The organism is Rhizobium sp. FG96 (genome assembly GCF_057808655.1).
Genome location: NZ_JBMDIL010000003.1, coordinates 279102 through 297704 on the forward strand (window position 1 = coordinate 279102; position 18603 = coordinate 297704).

15 protein-coding genes are annotated in these 18603 nt (G+C 61.2%); 12 read left to right on the plus strand and 3 right to left on the minus strand.

Features of this window, described 5'->3' with window-relative positions; translation table 11 throughout:
- Positions 1 to 15: 15 nt before the first annotated feature.
- On the minus strand, positions 16 to 756 hold the full coding sequence (locus ACODR6_RS07575; protein WP_489021948.1) for a GntR family transcriptional regulator: 741 nt from the start codon (positions 754 to 756) through the stop codon (positions 16 to 18).
- 178 nt (positions 757 to 934) lie between these two features.
- On the opposite strand from ACODR6_RS07575, the gene ACODR6_RS07580 reads away from it, so the two are divergent.
- The 4 genes from ACODR6_RS07580 (at position 935) to ACODR6_RS07595 (ending at position 6113) form a co-directional block, all read left to right on the plus strand.
- Complete coding sequence (locus tag ACODR6_RS07580; RefSeq protein WP_489021950.1) at positions 935 to 2062, plus strand: ABC transporter substrate-binding protein; 1128 nt, start codon at positions 935 to 937, stop codon at positions 2060 to 2062.
- Between the two features lie 270 nt (positions 2063 to 2332).
- Positions 2333 to 3814, plus strand: a complete 1482-nt coding sequence (locus ACODR6_RS07585; protein WP_489021952.1) for an ABC transporter permease — start codon at positions 2333 to 2335, stop codon at positions 3812 to 3814.
- Positions 3815 to 3828: 14 nt separating this feature from the next.
- Entirely contained in the window at positions 3829 to 4914 is a 1086-nt protein-coding gene (locus tag ACODR6_RS07590; RefSeq protein WP_489021954.1) for an ABC transporter ATP-binding protein, read from the plus strand.
- Between the two features lie 41 nt (positions 4915 to 4955).
- Positions 4956 to 6113, plus strand: coding sequence for a mandelate racemase/muconate lactonizing enzyme family protein (locus tag ACODR6_RS07595; protein ID WP_413712412.1), 1158 nt, complete (start codon positions 4956 to 4958; stop codon positions 6111 to 6113).
- A gap of 41 nt (positions 6114 to 6154) precedes the next feature.
- On the opposite strand, the gene ACODR6_RS07600 is transcribed toward ACODR6_RS07595, so the two are convergent.
- Positions 6155 to 6850 carry a GntR family transcriptional regulator gene (locus ACODR6_RS07600; protein ID WP_489021957.1) on the minus strand — a complete coding sequence of 232 codons (696 nt, stop codon included), beginning with the start codon at positions 6848 to 6850 and terminating at the stop codon, positions 6155 to 6157.
- A gap of 83 nt (positions 6851 to 6933) precedes the next feature.
- Here ACODR6_RS07600 and ACODR6_RS07605 point away from each other — a divergent pair, with 83 nt between their 5' ends.
- Genes ACODR6_RS07605 through ACODR6_RS07640 form a run of 8 tightly spaced genes read left to right on the plus strand, consistent with a single transcriptional unit; the run spans position 6934 to position 17205 of the window.
- The gene (locus tag ACODR6_RS07605; RefSeq protein WP_489021959.1) at positions 6934 to 7938 is read left to right on the plus strand and encodes an Ldh family oxidoreductase; all 1005 of its coding nucleotides are present in this window, start codon (positions 6934 to 6936) and stop codon (positions 7936 to 7938) included.
- 20 nt (positions 7939 to 7958) lie between these two features.
- On the plus strand, positions 7959 to 9209 hold the full coding sequence (locus ACODR6_RS07610) for an iron-containing alcohol dehydrogenase (protein ID WP_489021961.1): 1251 nt from the start codon (positions 7959 to 7961) through the stop codon (positions 9207 to 9209).
- Between the two features lie 11 nt (positions 9210 to 9220).
- Positions 9221 to 10690: an NAD-dependent succinate-semialdehyde dehydrogenase gene (locus ACODR6_RS07615; protein WP_489022227.1), complete on the plus strand. Its 1470-nt coding sequence runs from the start codon at positions 9221 to 9223 to the stop codon at positions 10688 to 10690.
- A 24-nt stretch (positions 10691 to 10714) separates the two neighbouring features.
- Positions 10715 to 11827: a mandelate racemase/muconate lactonizing enzyme family protein gene (locus ACODR6_RS07620; RefSeq protein ID WP_489021963.1), complete on the plus strand. Its 1113-nt coding sequence runs from the start codon at positions 10715 to 10717 to the stop codon at positions 11825 to 11827.
- 33 nt (positions 11828 to 11860) lie between these two features.
- Entirely contained in the window at positions 11861 to 13477 is a 1617-nt protein-coding gene (locus tag ACODR6_RS07625; RefSeq protein WP_413712417.1) for an ABC transporter substrate-binding protein, read from the plus strand.
- 12 nt (positions 13478 to 13489) lie between these two features.
- Positions 13490 to 14422, plus strand: coding sequence for an ABC transporter permease (locus ACODR6_RS07630; protein ID WP_489021966.1), 933 nt, complete (start codon positions 13490 to 13492; stop codon positions 14420 to 14422).
- A 3-nt stretch (positions 14423 to 14425) separates the two neighbouring features.
- Positions 14426 to 15304: an ABC transporter permease gene (locus ACODR6_RS07635; protein WP_413712419.1), complete on the plus strand. Its 879-nt coding sequence runs from the start codon at positions 14426 to 14428 to the stop codon at positions 15302 to 15304.
- 38 nt (positions 15305 to 15342) lie between these two features.
- A complete protein-coding gene (locus ACODR6_RS07640; protein ID WP_489022229.1) occupies positions 15343 to 17205 on the plus strand; it encodes an ABC transporter ATP-binding protein in 1863 nt (620 codons plus the stop codon).
- Here the strand turns inward: ACODR6_RS07640 and ACODR6_RS07645 are convergent.
- Positions 17186 to 18556, minus strand: coding sequence for an amidase (locus tag ACODR6_RS07645; RefSeq protein ID WP_489021968.1), 1371 nt, complete (start codon positions 18554 to 18556; stop codon positions 17186 to 17188). The two genes, ACODR6_RS07640 and ACODR6_RS07645, sit on opposite strands and share 20 nt — an antisense overlap.
- Between the last annotated feature and the right edge of the window lie 47 nt (positions 18557 to 18603).

Here is an 18603-nt window from a genome sequence, read left to right on the forward strand (position 1 = left end):
CGGCCGTTACGCGGCCTACCCTGAGGCCAGCTTTGTCTCGGTTGTATCTGCCGTCGCTCCGTCCGGGGGGAACCGGTGGCTGAGCGCCATCTTCCTCAGTAGCCGATCGCGCGCGGCGGTAACGTGGTCAAAGACCGCGTCGCGCGCGGCCTTGGGGTCCTTGCGCTCCATCGCTTCGACCATTTTCTCGTGCTCGGCGATGACGATCTCGAAGACTTCTGGCGTATAGCCGCCAAGCCCGTCGCCAACCGTTCTGACAACACGGGTTCTGCCTTCAAGAATGAGTTCCGCCTCCGGATTGCGAGCGATAGAATAGAGGCGTTTGTGAAACTTGACATTTTCAAGCGCCGCGGGAACACCGCCGCCGCTGCGGATCATCACGCACAGCGCTTCGTGCATCTCCCTGATGTCCCGGATGTCGTCATCGGTAGCGAGTTCTGCTGCACGGTGTGCAAGTAGCGATTCAATGCCGACGCGAATGTCGTAGATATTGCGAATATAGTCTTCCGTGACACTCTCGATTTTGAAACCGCGATGGGCGAGCGAGATCAGGATGCCTTCGCCCTCCAGCTGGCGTAGAGCCTCACGGATCGGCATGTGGCTGACGCCATAGCGTGACGTCAGAGTGTCGATCGTCAGATGCATTCCGGGCAGAAATGCCCCGGCAACCAGGTCGGCCAGGATTGCCCGCTTGACGCGAAGATAAACGGGTTCATTCAGCGGCGGTATCCCCGCGGGGCCGGTTGGCGCCTTCATCTCTTTTCCCTCGGCATCGATTCTAAGTTCTCACAATAGCGAGCTTCGCTTTCTGATGCATCAGATCATATATTTGCGCAAATAGCCAATTCCGAATTGACACTTCCTATATTTGCGCAAATATATGATTAGAAGGCGCGGGAAGAGGAGCCCAGCGTCTCGCTAGGGAGGAATTGCAATGACGATGAAGGCCATTCCCGGCTTCGATCGGGGCATATCTCGTAGACATTTGCTGCAGCTCGGCGCTCTCGGCGCAGCAGCGACCCTCATTCCGGCGGTTAAGCCAGCGCTGTCCCAAACGGGGCCGGACGCCGATCTCGTTGCCGCTGCCAAGGCAGAGGGCACACTGACTTACTATCACACGACAGCAATCGACATCACCGGCACATGGACTTCGGCCTTCACCAAAAAATACGGCATCACGACGCAGAACGTGCGTGGCCCGAGCTATCCGCTCTTCGACCGGTGGCTGACGGAGGAGCGCGTTGGCCAGCATATGGCCGATGTCATTCAGATCACCGACACGGTGCTGATCGAGTCCGCTCATGATGAGGGCCTGATCGGCGAATACACCCCGCCATCCGGGGCAGGGATCAAGCCGTCGATGAAGAAGGAAGGCATCTGGTACACGATCTTCGTCAACGCCATGGGGATTGCATGGAACAGCCAGAAGGTCACGCCAGAGGAAGACAAATTCATTCGTGAGGGCGGCTGGGAGGCGTTGACAGATCCGCGCTGGGCGGGTCGCTATGCGAGCTCGACGCCGGCTTCGGGCGGCAGCAGCTATTCCTTCGTCTATATGTTTCTCGGCGGAAAACGCGATCAGTTCGGGCCCACCTACCAGAAGAAGCTCGCCGCGCTTAAGCCGCAGATCTACGAGAGTAAGTCGCCGATGTATGACCGTCTCGGGGCAGGAGAGCACGCGATCGTTGACCAGGCGTCGCAGAGCGATATGGGCAATCTCTACCTCAAAGGTGCGCCGATCCGCTGGATTTTCCCGAGTCCGACACCGGCGAACCTGACCGTCCAGGCAATTTCGGCGCATGCACCGCATTCGAATGCCGCCAAGCTTTTCCAGGAATGGGCAGCAAGCGCGGGAGGCCAGGCCGAATGGTTCAAGCTCTCGGGTGTGTCATCGGCACGCGACGATACGGTAGATCCGCGCAAGGCCAGCAAGGCCGACTGGTACAAGGAGGATTGGTATGCCGATCCGGCCGATCTCTACCTCGATTATCTGAATGACCCGGGCTACGTCGATCCGGCGAAGCCGATCATAGCCGAATGGAACCAGATCTACGGTCGCTGAGGATCTGACGTGTCGATATCGCAAGCACCTGCACAGACGGTCGCCGGCATCGGTCACCGTACGGCTCGCCGTCGCCGCCGGAGGGGAGGGCTCGCTCTTCCCATCTGCCTCGGCCTCCTTCTGACGATCCTGGTCCTCTTGCCCATCGTCTTGATGTTTCTCGGCGCAGCACGGACCGGAACTTTCGTCGATCCTCGATCTCAATTTTCGCTGCGTAGTTTCGAAGCGGTTTATACGACATTGCCGTTTCTCCGAACGCTTGCAGTGACGGTGGGTGCGTCTCTGCTGGTTTCGCTGATCGCCTGCCTTGCCGGCATTGCGCTGGCCTGGCTATTGGCCCGAACGGATATCCGCATGCGCAGCTTCATGGAGCAATGCGTCATCGCCCCGCTCTATCTATCGCCGTTTGTAGGCGCTTTGGCATGGCTGATCCTCGCATCGCCTAACGCCGGGCTGTTGAATGTCATGGCCCGAAACGTCTTCGGGATCGAGGGCAGTATCGTCAATGTCGTGACGGCGACCGGCGTCATTCTCATCATGGCGCTCTACAACGTGCCTTATGCCTACATGACGGTCTCCTCGGCGCTCAAGGGCATGGATCCTTCCATGGAGGAAGCCTCATATCTCAACGGTGCGGGAACCTTCGCCACGGCTTGGAAAATCACGTTCCCGATCGTGCGCCCGGCTATCATCTCGGCATTCTTCTTCGTCTTCGTTCTGACTTGCGGCACTTTTTCTATTCCCGCAGCCCTCGGCGGCACCCAGGCTATGCCGTTCCTTGCCGTCGATATCTATCGGGCGGTGGCGACTTTTCCGCTCGACTACCCGCGCGCAGCGGCCATCGGTACGCTGCTGTTCTGGATCTCGCTTCTCGGTGTTGCCTGCTACCGCTATGCGTCCAGGGTCGCCACACGCTTCGTGACAGTGACGGCGAGAGGCTACCGCACTCGTCTCGTCAGGCTGCGGGGCTTTCAGATCCCGGCGCTTGCCTTCATCCTCGTCTATGTGCTGCTGGCAATCGTGTTGCCATATCTCGCGCTGCTTTATGTGGCCTTTACCAGCTTCACGTCGTCGTCGATCCTCGATGCAAACTTTACGCTCGCAAATTTCAAGGCTGTCCTCGGCTCCGTCGCGGTTCAGCAATCGATCTGGAACACGCTGCTTGTCGGCCTTCTGTCGCCGACGCTCTGCGTGGCGCTCGGCATTGCCATCGCGTATGCGGTGCGCCGTCTGCGGGTCAGCGGCAGTGGCTTCCTTGACTATGTCGCAATGTTTCCGATCGCTGTACCGGGGATCGTCTTCGGCACCGGGATCTTCTGGACCTACCTGATGACGCCTGCATACGGGACGATCTGGATTCTCGTGATCGCGTTCGTTGCGTCCTACATCCCCTTTGCCTACCGCATGATCGACACGTCGATGATCCAAATTGACAAATCGCTTGAAGAAGCATCGGCCGTCTGCGGCGGTTCGCACTGGCATACGGCCCGCAAGATCACCTTCGTGCTGATCAAGCCCGGCGTGCTTTCCGCCTGGATACTGGTGTTCATTTTCTCGATCCGGGAGATCAGCGCCGCGATCCTGCTTGCCTCTCCGAGCAACAAGGTCCTGTCGGTGATGTCCTGGGACTATCTTGAATTCGGAAACGTCCAGAACGCCACCATCATCGGCCTCCTTCAAACAGCAATTCTTGGTCTTGGCATCTTTGTCGGCCGGTTCGTGCTGCGCGTGAAGCTGTCGCAGGCGGCCTGAGAAAGGAAAGCACAATGGCCAGATTGAATGTCGAAGATCTTGTCGTCTCCTACGGCGCTGTGGTTGCCGTCAGTGACATCTCCTTCTCAGTCGAAGATGGTGAATTTGTATCGCTGCTCGGTCCGAGCGGCTGCGGGAAAACCACGACGCTTCGGTGCATCGCGGGTCTTGAAAGCTCTTCCGGTGGGACGATCCGCCTTGGCGATACGATGATGGCGTCGGATGGCAGCGATATTCCGCCGGACAAGCGCGGCATCAACATGGTTTTTCAGTCTTACGCCGTATGGCCGCACATGTCGGTCTTCGAGAATGTCGCTTACGGCCTGCGTACCCGTCGCGAGCCGGTGGCAGACATCAAGCGCAAGGTTGGCGAAGCGCTCAAGCTCGTTGGGCTCGACGGCTTTGCGGAGCGGTACGGTACCGAGCTCAGCGGCGGTCAGCAGCAACGTGTGGCCCTAGCGCGCGCGGTCGTCACGTCGCCGAAACTCCTTCTTTTCGATGAACCGCTGAGCAATCTCGATGCCGGCCTGCGCGACCGCATGCGTTTCGAGCTCGTCGACCTGCAGCGGCGGCTTGGTCAGACGTCGCTCTATGTCACGCACGACCAGTCGGAAGCGATGTTGATGAGCGATCGCATCATTCTGATGAAGGACGGCCGCATCGTCCAATCAGGAACGCCGCGCGATCTCTACGAGCGACCGGCGAGCCGCTTCGCCGCGGAATTCATCGGTAATGCCAACATCGTCGACGCCACGGTCATTCGCTCAGTGCCCGACCGGTCGGCGCTCGTGGCTCTTGCCGGCGGTATAACCATAGAAGGACATTTCTCGCGAGAGAGCGATATTCGCGCCTCGGGGCAGGTGATCGCCTGCATCCGCGCTGAAAGCATCACGCGCGCCGGCGAGAGCGCCGCCGGGGCGAATGTCTTCGATGCCACGGTCGAGACAGTCGGTTTCCTCGGTCCGCTGATCACCTGCACGTTGCGGGTAGGTGACGTGAGGCTGAGGGCCGAGTTGCCGGCGCGAAGACCGCCGCTCGTTGGCGAGAGCATCAAGGTCCGGATTGAGCCGGACGACGTCATCATCATTGCAGAGCAATAGGCCAGACGCCTCCTTAGGCCTGAAAGACGGAAGGGTTGACCATGCGTATTGAAAGCATCGAGAGCATTTTCATCGACAAGTACTTCTTCGTCCAGATCCGGACCGACAACGGGCTGGTCGGGTTGGGTGAGGGTGGAGCCTGGGGGTTCCATGAAGCGACCGCCGGCGCGGTCACGCGCTTCAAGGATTACCTTCTCGGTCAGGACCCCCTCCGCATCGAGCACCATTGGCAATATATGTATCGCTGGGCACATTTCCGCGGCGCGGCGATTATGGCGGCGCTCAGCGCCATCGATATCGCGCTCTGGGATATCACCGGCAAACATTTCGAAGCGCCGGTTCATGCATTGCTCGGCGGCAAGGTTCGTGAAAAGGCTCGCGCCTACTATCATGTCTTCGGCGAGACCAAGGACGAATTGTTCACAGGGATCGAGAACGCCAAGAAAATGGGATTCACGGCGGTCGGTCACCTGACGCCGTTCCTGGATTCCCGCCGCGAGGTTCCATATTTCCAGACGCATGCGCAAAAGATCGGCGACGCGATCGACACGGTTCGTGAATATCGGCGGATTGCCGGGCGAGAGATGGATCTCTGCATCGAGATCCACCGGCAGATGACGCCCTTCGAGGCGGTTCAGCTCGGCCGGGGCATCGAGGAATTCTTCCCGCTCTTCATGGAAGATCCGGTCACGCCGGACAATCTCGATGAGATGGGTTATGTCGCTGACAAGATCGGCATTCCGATCGCCACTGGCGAGCGTATGACGACATTGTGGGAGTTCCAGATGCTGCTTGCCCGCAACGCGGTGCAGATGGTGCGGCCGGACGTCTGCCTGGTTGGCGGTATCTCGGGAGCGCGCAAGATCGCGGCCCTTGCCGAAGCCTCGCATGTCGGTGTCGTCCCGCATAATCCGCTGAGTGCGGTCTCCACCGCTGCCTGCCTGCAGATTGCCGCGACAGCACCGAATTTCGTGCTGCAGGAGTTCCCGAACGATACTTGGGACGTGACCGACAAGCGGCCGGATAGCGACAGCTTCCTGACTGGCGCCTCGCGGCACGATGGGCACGGCTTCCTGACGATCAGCGACGAACCGGGGATCGGTATCAGCCTGCGCGAGGATGCTGCGAAAAACTATCCCTACAGGGCAAGAAAGCTGCACACCCGCCTGCATGCGGATGGATCGGTCGTCGATCAATAGTCAGGAAGGCCGGCTGAGAAAGTTAGCTGTGACGGCTCCCGTCACAGCTGAAAAATCGTCATGAAGCGCGTTCGCGAGCGCTCGATGTGTTCGCGCATTGCCCACTCGGCAGCCCGCGGATCGCGCGCCTTGATCGACTGGATGATCAGGGCGTGTTCGGCATTGGCGTCGCTCGTTGCTCTCGCATGAAAATAGAGCCTGAAGAGGTGCACATGCGTGTGGAGCCGGGCCAGCGTCTCGTGGATGAGCGCGTTGCCGCTTCCGAGGGCGATCATGTCGTGGAACGTGCCATCGCTTTGCGCGAACTGCCCATAGGCAAGTCTCGCGTCGCCATTGCGCACGGAGCGCATCTCGACGTCGATCGCCTCCAGTGCGGCGATTGCCTCCTCGCTCATCGCCTCGGCGGCGCGGGCGGCCGCATGCGGCTCCACCAGGAGGCGCAGATCGTAAAGCTGTTCCAGCCGCTGCCGATCCAATTGCGGCGCGGCGCTGTAGCCGATCAGATGCGTTTTGATAACGAGGCCCTGGGCTTCCAGCCGCGACAACGCCTCGCGAATCGGCGTCTGGGAGACACCGAGCTCGCGCACGAGGTTGTCGACGGAGATGCGCCCGCCCGGCGGGATCTTGAGCGACATCAGCTGCGCGTAGATGGCGTTGTAGACTTCCTCGCCGAGGCGCGGTGGGCGACGGAGAAGTCCGGTCTCTCCAGTAGGGGTGCCCTTCAGGTCTCTTGTCATTCTTCAAATTGCTCCTTGACGCCCCATCCTTTTAGCAGCATGGTGCGCCCATCGCAATCAGATATCCGATCGGATTTTATATTGTGACTGTTGTTGAAGCAAGCAAGCTCAGGGCTCTGGCCGGTAGCGTTCTCGAACGTGCCGGCGTCGCCAGCAATCATCGCCGCCAGCAGGTCGACCTGCTGATGGAAGCTGAGCTTCGCGGCGTTCCCTCACATGGTCTTCTGCGGTTGGAGCGCATCGTCCAGAGGGTCAGAAACGGTGTGACCGATCCGGATGCCATCGGAGAGCACGTCTGGCGTTCGCCCGGATTCCTTGCTGTTGATGGCCAGCGTGGGCTAGGCCCGGTGGTTGCCAATGCCGCGCTGGAGGCCCTGAAGCAGCGCGCCCGCGAAAACGGCGTCGCCCTCGCTGCGATCACCAATTCAAACCATATCGGGATGTTGGGATGGTATGCCGAGCGTGTCGCCGAAGAAGGTTATACGGTGATCGCCCTTTCGACCAGCGAGGCGCTCGTTCATCCCTGGGGTGGGCGACGGGCGATGCTCGGAACCAACCCGATCGCCATCGGCATCCCTACAGGTAGCGCGCCTTTCATGATGGACACCGCGACGAGCGTCGTCTCGATGGGGGAAATCCACGATCACGCAAATCGCGGAGAGCCGATCCCTGAGGGCTGGGCTGTGGACGGCGCCGGAAACCCGACGACCGACGCCGCTGCCGCCAAGCAGGGCGCGATCGGACCCTTCGGCCAGGCCAAGGGTTATGCGCTCGGTCTGGCATTCGAACTGATCGTCAGCAGTCTTTCCGGCGCGGCCATCGGCCGGGATGTCAAGGGCACGCTCGACGACGACAGCATCTGCAACAAGGGTGACGTCTTCATCGTCATCGACGGGCCGAGGCGCGATCTGCAGGCCTATCTCGAGGAAATCCGGACGCTGCCGCCGGCAGACGGGTTTTCGGAGGTCCTGATACCCGGCGAACGCGGAAGGGCCTGCCGGGACAAGCGATTGAGGGAAGGAATTCCGATCGCCGACGAAATATTGGCGCGCCTGCAGGCGCTCGCCTGTCTTGAAGCAACAGCCTAGCGAAACCGGGAGGAAGGACGTTGTCGCTGTTTGGAACTTTACGCAGCCCGCGAAACCTGGTCTTCGGCACAGGCCAGCGCGCCGCCTTGCCCGGATTTGCATCGACGCTTGGCCGCAAGGCCCTGGTAGTCACCGACGAGCGGTTGAGCGCCGAGAAGGATTTTCGGGTGCTCATCGACAGCCTGAAGGCGGCAGGCATCGATGTGAAGGTCTTTGATCAGACGATCGCCGAGCTGCCGCTCGGATGCATCAACAGTGCGCTGGAGGCCGGAGCCTCTTTCGGCGCAGACATGGTCATCGGCATTGGCGGAGGCAGTTGCTTGGATGCCGCCAAGGTCGCCGCGCTGCTCTTGAGCCACGGGGGACGGGCGTCAGACTATTACGGCGAGTTCAAGGTTCCCGGGCCAGTCCTGCCGCTGATCCTGTTGCCGACCACCGCGGGTACCGGCTCCGAAGTGACGCCTGTCGCCGTCATCACCGATCCGGACAGGGCGGTCAAGGTCGGCATCGCCAGCCCCCATCTCATATGCCACACGGCAATCTGTGATCCGGAGCTGACCTATTCGTGTCCACCGGGGCTGACGGCGGTATCTGGAGCCGACGCCTTGACGCATGCGATCGAGGCTTTCACCACCGTGCGGCGCGAGCCGACCGGGACCATCGCACACGAGCACGTGTTTCTCGGCAAGAACGCACTGAGCGACCACTATGCCTTGCTGGCGATCCAGCACATATCGGCGAGCCTGAAGCGAGCTTGCGAAAACGGGCAGGATTTCGAAGCCCGGCAGCGTTTGATGTTCGGAGCGACGGCAGCCGGCCTAGCGTTCGGCACTGCTGGTACCGCCGCGGCCCACGCCGTCCAGTATCCGGTGGGAGCCATGACCCATACTGCGCACGGCGCCGGCGTCGCTGTGATGATGCCCTATGTGATGGAGTTCAATCGCGGCTATTGCGAACCCGAACTGGCCGAGATCGGTCAGGCGATGGGACTGGACATCAAGACCGCTTCGCTTGAGCAGCAGGCGGATGCCACGATCGACGCCGTCGCAGCGCTGTTTGCTGATATCGGCATTCCCAGAACGATCGCCGATCTCGGCGTCACCAGCGCACAGCTGTCGCAGGTTGCTGAGCAGGCGATGGGAAGCGCCAGGTTGATCAAGAACAATCCGCGGCCACTCGAACTTGAGACAATGAAAATTCTCGTGGAAGCCTCGTTCGGCGGCAACCGCGACGGCCTGCGGGCCGACTCTCGCTTAAGGAAGGCAAGCTGACCATGACCCTCATGGAGAAGATCAAACCTGAGATCGGCTTCGATATCGATGCTGTTCCGACGGACCTGTTCATCGGCGGCACGTGGCGTAGCGGAAGCACAGGCAAGCGGCTCGATGTCATCGACCCGTCGACGGGGGCTGTGATTGCCGCCGTCGCGGATGCCTCGATCGACGACGCTCTGGATGCCGTCGCAGCCGCTCATCAGGCAGCGGCTGGCTGGGCAGCGACGGCCCCACGCAAACGCTCGGAAATTCTGCGGCGCTGCTTCGAGTTGATGATCGAGCGCAAGCAGATGCTTGCCGAGCTTATAAGTCTCGAAAACGGCAAGGCTCTCAGCGACGCGCAGGGCGAAGTCGCCTATGCAGCGGAGTTCTTCCGCTGGTTTTCGGAGGAGGCCGTGCGCCTCAACGGCGAGATCTCGACCGCGCCCTCAGGCGCGAACAAGATCATCGTGCAGCACCAGCCGATTGGTGTCGCGGTACTCGTCACCCCCTGGAATTTTCCAGCGGCGATGGCGACACGCAAGATCGCTCCGGCGCTCGCTGCCGGCTGCACCTGCGTCCTGAAGCCGGCAACGGAGACGCCGCTCACCGCCTATGCGCTTGCCGCTCTCTATGCGGAGGCCGGTGTGCCAGATGGCGTGGTCAACGTCATCACGACGGATCGGTCGGGTCCTGTCGTCAGCAAGATGCTCCATGACCCCCGCGTCCGCAAGCTGTCTTTCACCGGCTCGACAGAGGTCGGCCGCAAGCTGCTTCATGAGGCGGCCGATACCGTGATCTCCTGCTCGATGGAGCTTGGCGGCAACGCACCTTTCATTGTTTTCGATGACGCAGATATCGATGCTGCGATCGACGGCGCGATGATCGCCAAGATGCGAAATGGCGGCGAGGCCTGCACGGCTGCCAACCGCTTCTACGTCCAGGCGGGCGTGGTCGATGAATTCGCAGCGAAGCTTGCTGCCCGGATGGGCGCCATGGCTGTCGGCCCCGGATATGACAAGGCGACCCAGTGCGGACCGGTCATCAATCGCAAGGCACTCGACCGTATAGATGGTCTCGTTGCCGATGCCGCTTCCCGCGGCGCAAAGGTCCTGACCGGTGGCAAGCCGCTCGAGCGGGACGGCTTCTACTACCCCCCGACGGTCATTCGCGATGTCGCAACCGAATCCAGCATCATCCGTGAGGAGATCTTCGGACCGATCGCAGCGCTGACGACCTTCACTTCGGAGGAGGAGGTGATCAAAGCGGCGAACGACACCGAATATGGCCTGATTTCCTACGTTTACACCCGCGATCTCGCGCGTGGTCTCAGGGTTTCCGAAAGGCTGGAAGCCGGGATGGTCGGGCTCAATCGCGGCCTGGTGTCCGATCCGGCGGCCCCTTTCGGAGGTGTCAAACAGAGCGGTCTCGGGCGGGAGGGCGCCCATCACGGCATCCTGGAATTCTCGGAGACGAAATACATCGCCGTCACGTGGTGATAGGCAGCATTGGGAGGAAATACGTTGAAGATAACAAAGATCGAGCCATTTCAACTGGCGCTGGGCGATGGCCCGAATGCATCGAAAAGCGCCTTTGTCCGCATCGAGACCGAAGACGGCCTGTTCGGCCTCGGTGAAGCGTCGCCGATGCAGGGAGGCTATGCCTCGCTCGTCGTCATCGCGCGGGACATGGCGCCCTTCCTGATCGGCAAGGATGCGCTCGATCATGCCGTTTTGCTGGACGAGCTTTTTCATCGTTGCGTCAAGCTGGGACCCGAAGGCATCACGACGTCAGCCCTTGCAGCGCTCGATATCGCGCTCTGGGACCTGAAGGGCAAATATCTCGGCCAGCCGGTCTACAAGCTGCTCGGCGGCGCCTGGAAGACCAGCCTGACCTGCTATGCCTCAGTCGGTGGAAACGCTGCTCGAACGGTGGACGAGGTGGTGCGCGTGGTCGAACGGCGCGTCGCCAAGGAAAACCCCGCCGCCGTCAAGATCCGTTGGGATGGCGACCGCAGCCGGCAGGATGTCGATATTCTCGGCGATATCGCCAAGGCAAAGGCTGTCCGCAAGCTGCTCGGCGACGATTTCGTTCTCGGCTTCGATGCGAACAACGGCTACTCCGTCGGTGGCGCCATGCGCGTCGGCCGCGTGCTGGAGGATCTTGGCTACACCTGGTTCGAAGAGCCGGTGCAGCACTACAACGTGCGCGCCATGGGAGAGGTGGCGCAGCGTCTCGACATCACCGTTTCGGCAGGTGAGCAGACATACACGCTGCAGGCGCTTCGCGATCTCATCGATGCTGGCGTCCGCATGGTGCAGCCCGACATCATCAAGATGGGCGGGATCACTGGCCTTATGAAATGTGCAGCGGTCGCACATGCGGCGGGCGTCGAACTCGTGCCACACCAGACGCAGCCGACCGTCGGGCATCTCGCAAATATGCATGTCCTCAGCACGATCATGCATTTGGCCAAGCCTGTGGAGCTGGCGGATAACTGGGAGAGAGGAGCTTCCGTATTCGTCAATCCATCGGAGCCGAAGAACGGCCGGTTCGAACTGCCGCAGGCACCAGGCCTCGGCATGGAATTCGATGCGGCTGAAATGGAGCGGCGCAAGATCCCGATCCAGAACTAGTCCGCGAAAACAACATCCTTGGGAGGAAGGAATATGACAACATCACGCAGAGAGTTTCTCGTTCAATCCGGCTTGTTGGCCACAACCGCGGCGGTCGCCTCGACCTTCGGGTTTCAGGCGGCGCAGGCCGCCGACAATGATACGATCACCATCGCATTGGCGTCACGAGCACCGGTCGGTCTAAACCCGCAGCAGACAGGCCTCAACGGCGGCGACAACTGGGCGATCAACCAGCTTTTCGATACGCTGGTGAAGCCTCCGGAAGGCCGCTGGGCGGTCAAGCCCGACGAGTTTTTGCCAAGCGTCGCGGAAAGCTGGGAATCCTCTGCGGATGCGAAGACCTGGACCTACAAGATCCGCAAGGGCGTGAAGTTCCACAAGAACTATGGGGAGGTCACCGCAGACGATGTCGTCTTCACCTTCCAACGCCAGCTCGATCCGAAGCAAGTGACCGCAAACAAGGTCTTCTATTCGAATATCGCCACCTGTGAAGCGGTAGACCCGATGACAGTCCGCTTCACGCTCAAGAGCGCCGATCCGCTCTTCAACGGCAGCTGTGCTTCGACGCTTAGCGTTTCGATCATGTCGAAAAAGGCGTTCGAAGAAAAGGGCGATGCCTACAACACCGATCCGATCGGCACGGGTCCGTTCCAGCTGCAGTCATTCAGCCCGACCGAAGGTCTGCTGCTGACGGCCTTCCCGGAACATTTCGATGGACCGGCCGCAACACCGAACCTGCGCATCACCTTCATTGCCGATACGACGGCACGCACGCTGGCCTTCGCTTCGGGGCAGGTCGACATGATCGAGGGCGTTCGCGCGCCGGGCTGGATCAATTCGATGAAACAGCGTTCTGCCGACACGATCTTCGACGCGACCGCGCCCGGCTCGCACAATACGCTGAACATCAATCTGACGCGCAAGCCGCTGGACAATCTGAAGGTTCGCCAGGCCATCCGCTATGGCATCGACAATGCGGCGATCGCCGCCGCCTTCCAGGGCATCGCAAGTCCGATGGTCGGCGTTATCGCTTCGCAGTTTGCCGGTTCGGTGAAGGTGGAAGACCTCCCGCCGGAACTGCAATACAAGCCCGATCCGGCGAAGGCCAAGGCGTTGCTGGCAGAGGCCGGTTTCCCTGATGGCGTGACCATTCCCTGCTATGTCAGCCAGCGTGAAGACTATGCGTCGATCATGCTGATGATCCAGGAGCAGCTTCGCGCCTCCGGGATCAATCTCGACCTGAAGATCATCGATCACACGACCTTCCATTCCGACAACCGGCAGGACAAGAACGCGCTGGCGCTCTATTCTTCGAGCTTCCCCCCCGTTCCGACCCTGACACTTGCTTCGCAACTCGCCGCGTCGGCGGAGGTCAAGGCGGATGGCAAGGGGCAGGGGAACTACAGCCATTACGGCGTCGCCATACCCGGCATAGATGATCTTCTCACCAAGGCTCAGAACGAACCTGACTTCGACAAGCGCATCGCGATCATCCAGGAGGCGGAAAAGAAGGTCCTGACCGACCTGCCGCTGCTCGGTATCATCGCATTGTCCTATGTCATCGCCAGAAACCCGCGGGTCGATATCGGCTATAAGGTCGAGTCCGGTCCCGCATACTGGTCGCTTGCCAAAGCCAAGCGCGTCGCTTGAGGCGAGGTCGTCATGCCCGGTATTATCTCCGTAAAACTTCTGGACGCCGTCCCGACGGTATTTCTGGTGCTGACGCTCGTCTTCGTGGCGTTGCGGATATTGCCGGGCGATCCGGCGCTGGTGGCGCTCGGAGATTATGCCACGCCGGAACAGCTCGCGCTGTTCCGGTCGCAGACCGGTCTCGACGCGCCTCTCTGGCAGCAATATTTCTCGTTCCTGTGGGACATGATCCGTCTGGATTTCGGCCAATCGCTGATGCAGCACCGGCCGGTTGCCGATATCCTGGCGGAAAACCTGCCTTACACGATCGAGCTGACGATCTGCGCGACCCTGATCGGCGTCGTCTTCGGCATTCCCTTCGGCGTTCTCGCCGCCGTCAAACGCAACCGTCTGCCGGATTCCGGCATGCGGATCTTCTCGCTGATCGGCTATGCCATTCCTGACTTCTATCTCGGCGCGCTCCTGTTGATTGCCTTCGCGCTCAATCTCGGCTGGTTCCCGATCAACGGCGGTGGCGACGGCTTCATCGATCGCATCTACCATCTGATCCTGCCGGCGGTGACGCTGGCGATGGTCAAGATCGCCTTCCTCGGCCGCCTGACGCGAACCTCGCTTCTGGAAGTACTGTCCAAGGATTACATGCGCACCGCCAAGGCCAAGGGCGTTCCGCGCAGCAAGATCATCTACAAGCATGGTCTTCGTAACGCACTGCTGCCGGTCGTGACCGGCCTTGGCCTCAGCCTGCTGGCAACGCTGTCTGGTTCCGTTGCGATCGAACTCGTCTTCAATCGGCCAGGCATCGGGGAGACGCTGATCAACGCGATCTCGGTGCGAGACTATCCCCTCATCCAGGGCGGTGTCGTCGTCTTCGCCTTCTTCGTCGTCCTCATCAATCTCATCGTCGACATCGTCTATACGCTCGTCGATCCGCGCATCAGGGGATAAGAGATGGCTCTTGCAGACAACGCCCCCGTCATCGTCCTCGAGACAAATTATTTCCGGATCATCCGTCAGGCGATCCTGTCGAAGCCCTCGACGATCCTGGCGTCGATCGTCATCCTGATCTTCTGCGGCATTGCGGCCTTTGCGCCCTGGATTGCCCCCTACGACCCGCTGAAGCAGAGCTATTTTGCTATCAGTGCCTATCCCTCGGCAGAATATTGGCTGGGCACAGACCAGTTCGGCCGCGACGTTCTTTCGCGACTGATCTACGGCTCGCGAAATTCCCTGATATTCGGGCTTATCGCGCCCGCCCTGGCGGCGATCATCGGCACTACGCTTGGTGTCATGGCCGGTTATTTCGGCGGCATCACCGACCGCATTGTCACGCGCCTCATCGATCTGATGATGGCCTTTCCGGAATTGCTGTTGGCGATCATCATTTCGGCAGCACTTGGCGGCGGCTTCTGGAATGTCGTTGCCGTCCTGACGATTGCGTTCGTTCCGGGTTTTGCGCGTGTGTCGCGCGCCTCGACGCTCTCCATCAAGCAGGAACCCTATATCGAATCCTCCATCGCGATCGGCGTGCGCACGCCTGTGATCATCACCAGGCACATATTGCCGAACATCTCGGCGCCGATCGTCCTGCTGTTGACGCTGTGGATCGCATCGGCGATCCGTCTCGAAGCGGCGCTCAGCTTTCTCGGCATCGGAACGCAGCCGCCGCAGGCGAGCTGGGGCAATATCATCCGCGACGGGCTCAGCAACGTTTTTGGCTCTCCCTGGTCGATCATCGGCGCCGGTGCTTCGATCACCATTGTCGTGCTCGCCTTCAACGTCATCGGCGACTCCGTGCGCGATGCACTTGATCCGGATGCTGCCGAATGACGGCGACCAATCTTGAGGAAAAGGACGCGGTGACCGCCATGGCGACAAACGGAGCGCTCACAGACAACCCGGTTCTTTCGGACGCCGGATCGTCGCCGGTTCTCGCAGTCGAGAACTTGAGGACATCATTCCGCGCGGCCGGCGGCTGGAACAGCGTCGTCAAGGGTATTTCGTTCGACATCCGCGCCGGCGAGACGCTGGCGATCGTCGGCGAATCCGGCTCCGGCAAGAGCGTGACCGCCTTCTCGATCATGCGGCTGCTTCCGGACGAGAAAACCAGGATCGAAGGGGCCGTCCGGCTGAATGGCCGTGAGCTTCTCAGCCTACCGGAAGAAGAGATGCGCAAGGTCCGCGGCAACGGGATCTCGATGATTTTCCAGGAGGCCATGACCAGCCTCAATCCGGTTTTCACGATCGGTGAGCAGATCGTCGAGGCATTGACGGTTCACCGGTCGCTGGGCGGGCAGGAGGCCGAAGCTGAAGCGCTGAGATTGCTGGAGCGCGTCAAGATTCCGGCCGCGCAACGGCGCTACCATGATTATCCGCATAATTTCTCCGGTGGCATGCGGCAGCGCGCGATGATCGCCATGGCGCTTGCCTGCAAGCCGAAGCTGCTGATCGCCGACGAGCCGACCACGGCACTCGATGTCACGATCCAGGCCGAGATCCTCAACCTCATCAAGCAGTTGCAGGATGAGGAGAACATGGCCGTGATGTTCATCACCCATGACATGGGTGTCGTCGCCGAGATCGCCGAACGCACCGTCGTCATGCTGGAAGGCGAGGCGGTGGAGGCCGGGTCGACCGAAGCGATATTCCGCAAGGCCAATCACCCGTACACCCGCGCACTTCTACACGCCGTGCCGGTGCTGGGAGCGATGAAGGGGGAGCTCGCTCCGAAACCTTTTCCGATCGCCGACAAGCGTTCGGGAGAGATCACTCAGCAGGATGTGGAGAGGCCGGAGGCTGCCGCTGCTGGCAAGCCGCTGCTGGAGGTCAGAAATCTCAGCGCTCGCTTCGATATACGTGCCGGATTGCTGGGCAAGGTGTCCAGCCGGATCCACGCAGTGGAGGATGTCTCCTTCGATCTGCGGGAGGGCGAAACCCTCTCGCTGGTTGGAGAATCCGGCTGCGGCAAGTCGACGATCGGCCGATCCATCATGCGGCTGATCGAGCCGAAGGGCGGTTCGGTTCACCTCTGCGGCGACGAGCTGATCGATATGCCGGCGGAACAGCTGCGGGTAGCGCGCCGCAATATCCAGATGATCTTCCAGGATCCCTTCGCAAGCCTCAGCCCGCGGCGCACGGTCGGGCAGGCGATTGCCGAGCCTTTCCTGACACATCGATTGGGAACGGTGCAGGAGGCTGAGCGGCTGGTGGCTGACCTGCTGATCAAGGTTGGTCTCGACCCGGCGATGGCAGGGCGTCTGCCGCATCAGTTCTCCGGCGGGCAACGCCAGCGCATTTGTATCGCTCGCGCCCTTTCGCTGTCTCCCAAGGTGATTGTCGCCGATGAATCGGTCGCGGCTCTCGATGTGTCGGTCAAGGCGCAGGTGATCAACCTGATGATGGAGCTGCAGCGAAGCCTCGGTCTCTCCTATCTCTTTATCTCGCACGACATGGCCGTCGTCGAGCGGATCAGCCACCGAGTCGCGGTGATCTATCTCGGCGAGATCGTCGAGACGGGAACGCGGGAAGAGATATTCGGGAACCCTCAGCATCCCTATACGCGCAAGCTGCTCGACGCCGTCCCGATCCCCGATCCGGAGAGGCGGCAGTCGAAACGGCAGCTGGAGCCTCACGAAGTCAAAAACCCGATCCGCCCGATCGACTACATGCCGCCGAAAAGGACCTATCGGAACGTCACGGAAACGCACAAGGTCATGATCGACGAGTACTAGTTCGTGTCGTTGTTGACGGCTTTCGCCATGCTGCGAGCGCTGTCTCGACGCCGAAGGCGATCTGCAGCAGGCGGTGGTCTGCGCCGAGCGGCCCGGTGAGCTGCAGGCCGAGCGGCAGGTGGCCGTCCATGCCGGAGGGTATGCTGATCGAGGGTTGGCCGGTCATGTTGGCGAAGCCGCTGGAGAGCATTTCGCCTTCCTCGCCATCCTCGGTGAATTCAGGATCCTCGACCGGTGACGGGAAGGGGACGCTTGGGCCGATCAGCGCATCGACTTCACCGAAGGCCGCTTCGACGGCATTGCGCAGTTCGGCACGGAAACCCTGTGCGCGCAGATAATCGACGGCTTTCGCCTCGAAACCGGCTTCGACCTGCGCCCGGGTGCGCGGTGCATAGCCCGCCGGATTTTCGGCGTGGAGTGGTGCGTGGATGACGGAAGCCTCGGGCAGTATGATGCGGCGCAGTTCGGAATTGGCGCGGGCGAGTTCCGGAATGTCGATCGGCTTGACGATGGCGCCAGCCGCGGCGAGACGATCGAGCGCCCAGGCGAGATTGGCGGCGACCGCCGGTGTCAGTTCCGGGCTTTCGCAGTGAAAGCGCACGGCGCCGATCCGGATGCCTGATAGCGATGGCGGGGTCAGCGGCAGGGGAGTGGCGCTCAGCGCTTCGAGCAGCAGCGCCGTATCGGCGACATCGCGGGCGAGCGGCCCTGCATGGTCGAGCGTCCAGGACAGCGGGAAGACACCGTCAAGCGGTACGAAGCCAAAGCTCGGCTTCAGCCCGGCAATGCCGCAGTAGGAGGCGGGGATGCGGATCGAGCCGCCGGTATCCGTGCCGATCGCCAGCGGCACGATGCCCGAGGCAACCAGCGCCGCCGACCCGCCGCTGGAGCCGCCGGAGGTGCGTCCGGTATCATGCGGATTGTTGGTCTGTCCGATATCGGGATGGGCAATGCCATAGGCATATTCGAGCAGGTTCGCCTTGCAGAAGATGATCGCGCCGGCCTGCCTCAGCCGCTGTACCAGCAGAGCGTCCGCGTCTGCGATCACAGGTGCGCGCACCTTGCTGCCATAGCCGGTCGGCGCGCCTTCGACCTCGATCAGGTCCTTGATCGCAACAGGAATCCCATGCAGCGGACCGCGATCGTTGCCCGCGCGCAGCTCTTCCGCTGCCCGCCCGGCTTCTGCCAGTGCCGATGCGTCCAGCCGGTGGGCGACGGCGTTGAGGCCGGGTTCGAGCGCCTCGAGCCGGCGAAGCGCGGCAGTGACGACATCGACTGGCGACAGCGTGCCGGCCCGATAGGCGCGCCCGAGTTCGCTCACGCTCGTAAAGGCGGTTTCATCGGTAGCCATCGCATGCTCCTCCGGTGGAAACGTTCCGCCGCCCGTCGGCGGCGGAA

What these genes read in the sequence shown, in the direction of transcription:
- ACODR6_RS07630 (WP_489021966.1), top strand. Translation starts at nt 13,490, where the DNA reads ATGCCCGGTATTATCTCCGTAAAACTTCTGGACGCCGTCCCGACGGTA.
- ACODR6_RS07595 (WP_413712412.1), top strand. Translation starts at nt 4,956, where the DNA reads ATGCGTATTGAAAGCATCGAGAGCATTTTCATCGACAAGTACTTCTTC.
- ACODR6_RS07635 (WP_413712419.1), top strand. Translation starts at nt 14,426, where the DNA reads ATGGCTCTTGCAGACAACGCCCCCGTCATCGTCCTCGAGACAAATTAT.
- ACODR6_RS07615 (WP_489022227.1), top strand. Translation starts at nt 9,221, where the DNA reads ATGGAGAAGATCAAACCTGAGATCGGCTTCGATATCGATGCTGTTCCG.
- ACODR6_RS07645 (WP_489021968.1), bottom strand. Translation starts at nt 18,556, where the DNA reads ATGGCTACCGATGAAACCGCCTTTACGAGCGTGAGCGAACTCGGGCGC.
- ACODR6_RS07590 (WP_489021954.1), top strand. Translation starts at nt 3,829, where the DNA reads ATGGCCAGATTGAATGTCGAAGATCTTGTCGTCTCCTACGGCGCTGTG.
- ACODR6_RS07640 (WP_489022229.1), top strand. Translation starts at nt 15,343, where the DNA reads ATGGCGACAAACGGAGCGCTCACAGACAACCCGGTTCTTTCGGACGCC.
- ACODR6_RS07580 (WP_489021950.1), top strand. Translation starts at nt 935, where the DNA reads ATGACGATGAAGGCCATTCCCGGCTTCGATCGGGGCATATCTCGTAGA.
- ACODR6_RS07600 (WP_489021957.1), bottom strand. Translation starts at nt 6,850, where the DNA reads ATGACAAGAGACCTGAAGGGCACCCCTACTGGAGAGACCGGACTTCTC.
- ACODR6_RS07625 (WP_413712417.1), top strand. Translation starts at nt 11,861, where the DNA reads ATGACAACATCACGCAGAGAGTTTCTCGTTCAATCCGGCTTGTTGGCC.
- ACODR6_RS07575 (WP_489021948.1), bottom strand. Translation starts at nt 756, where the DNA reads ATGAAGGCGCCAACCGGCCCCGCGGGGATACCGCCGCTGAATGAACCC.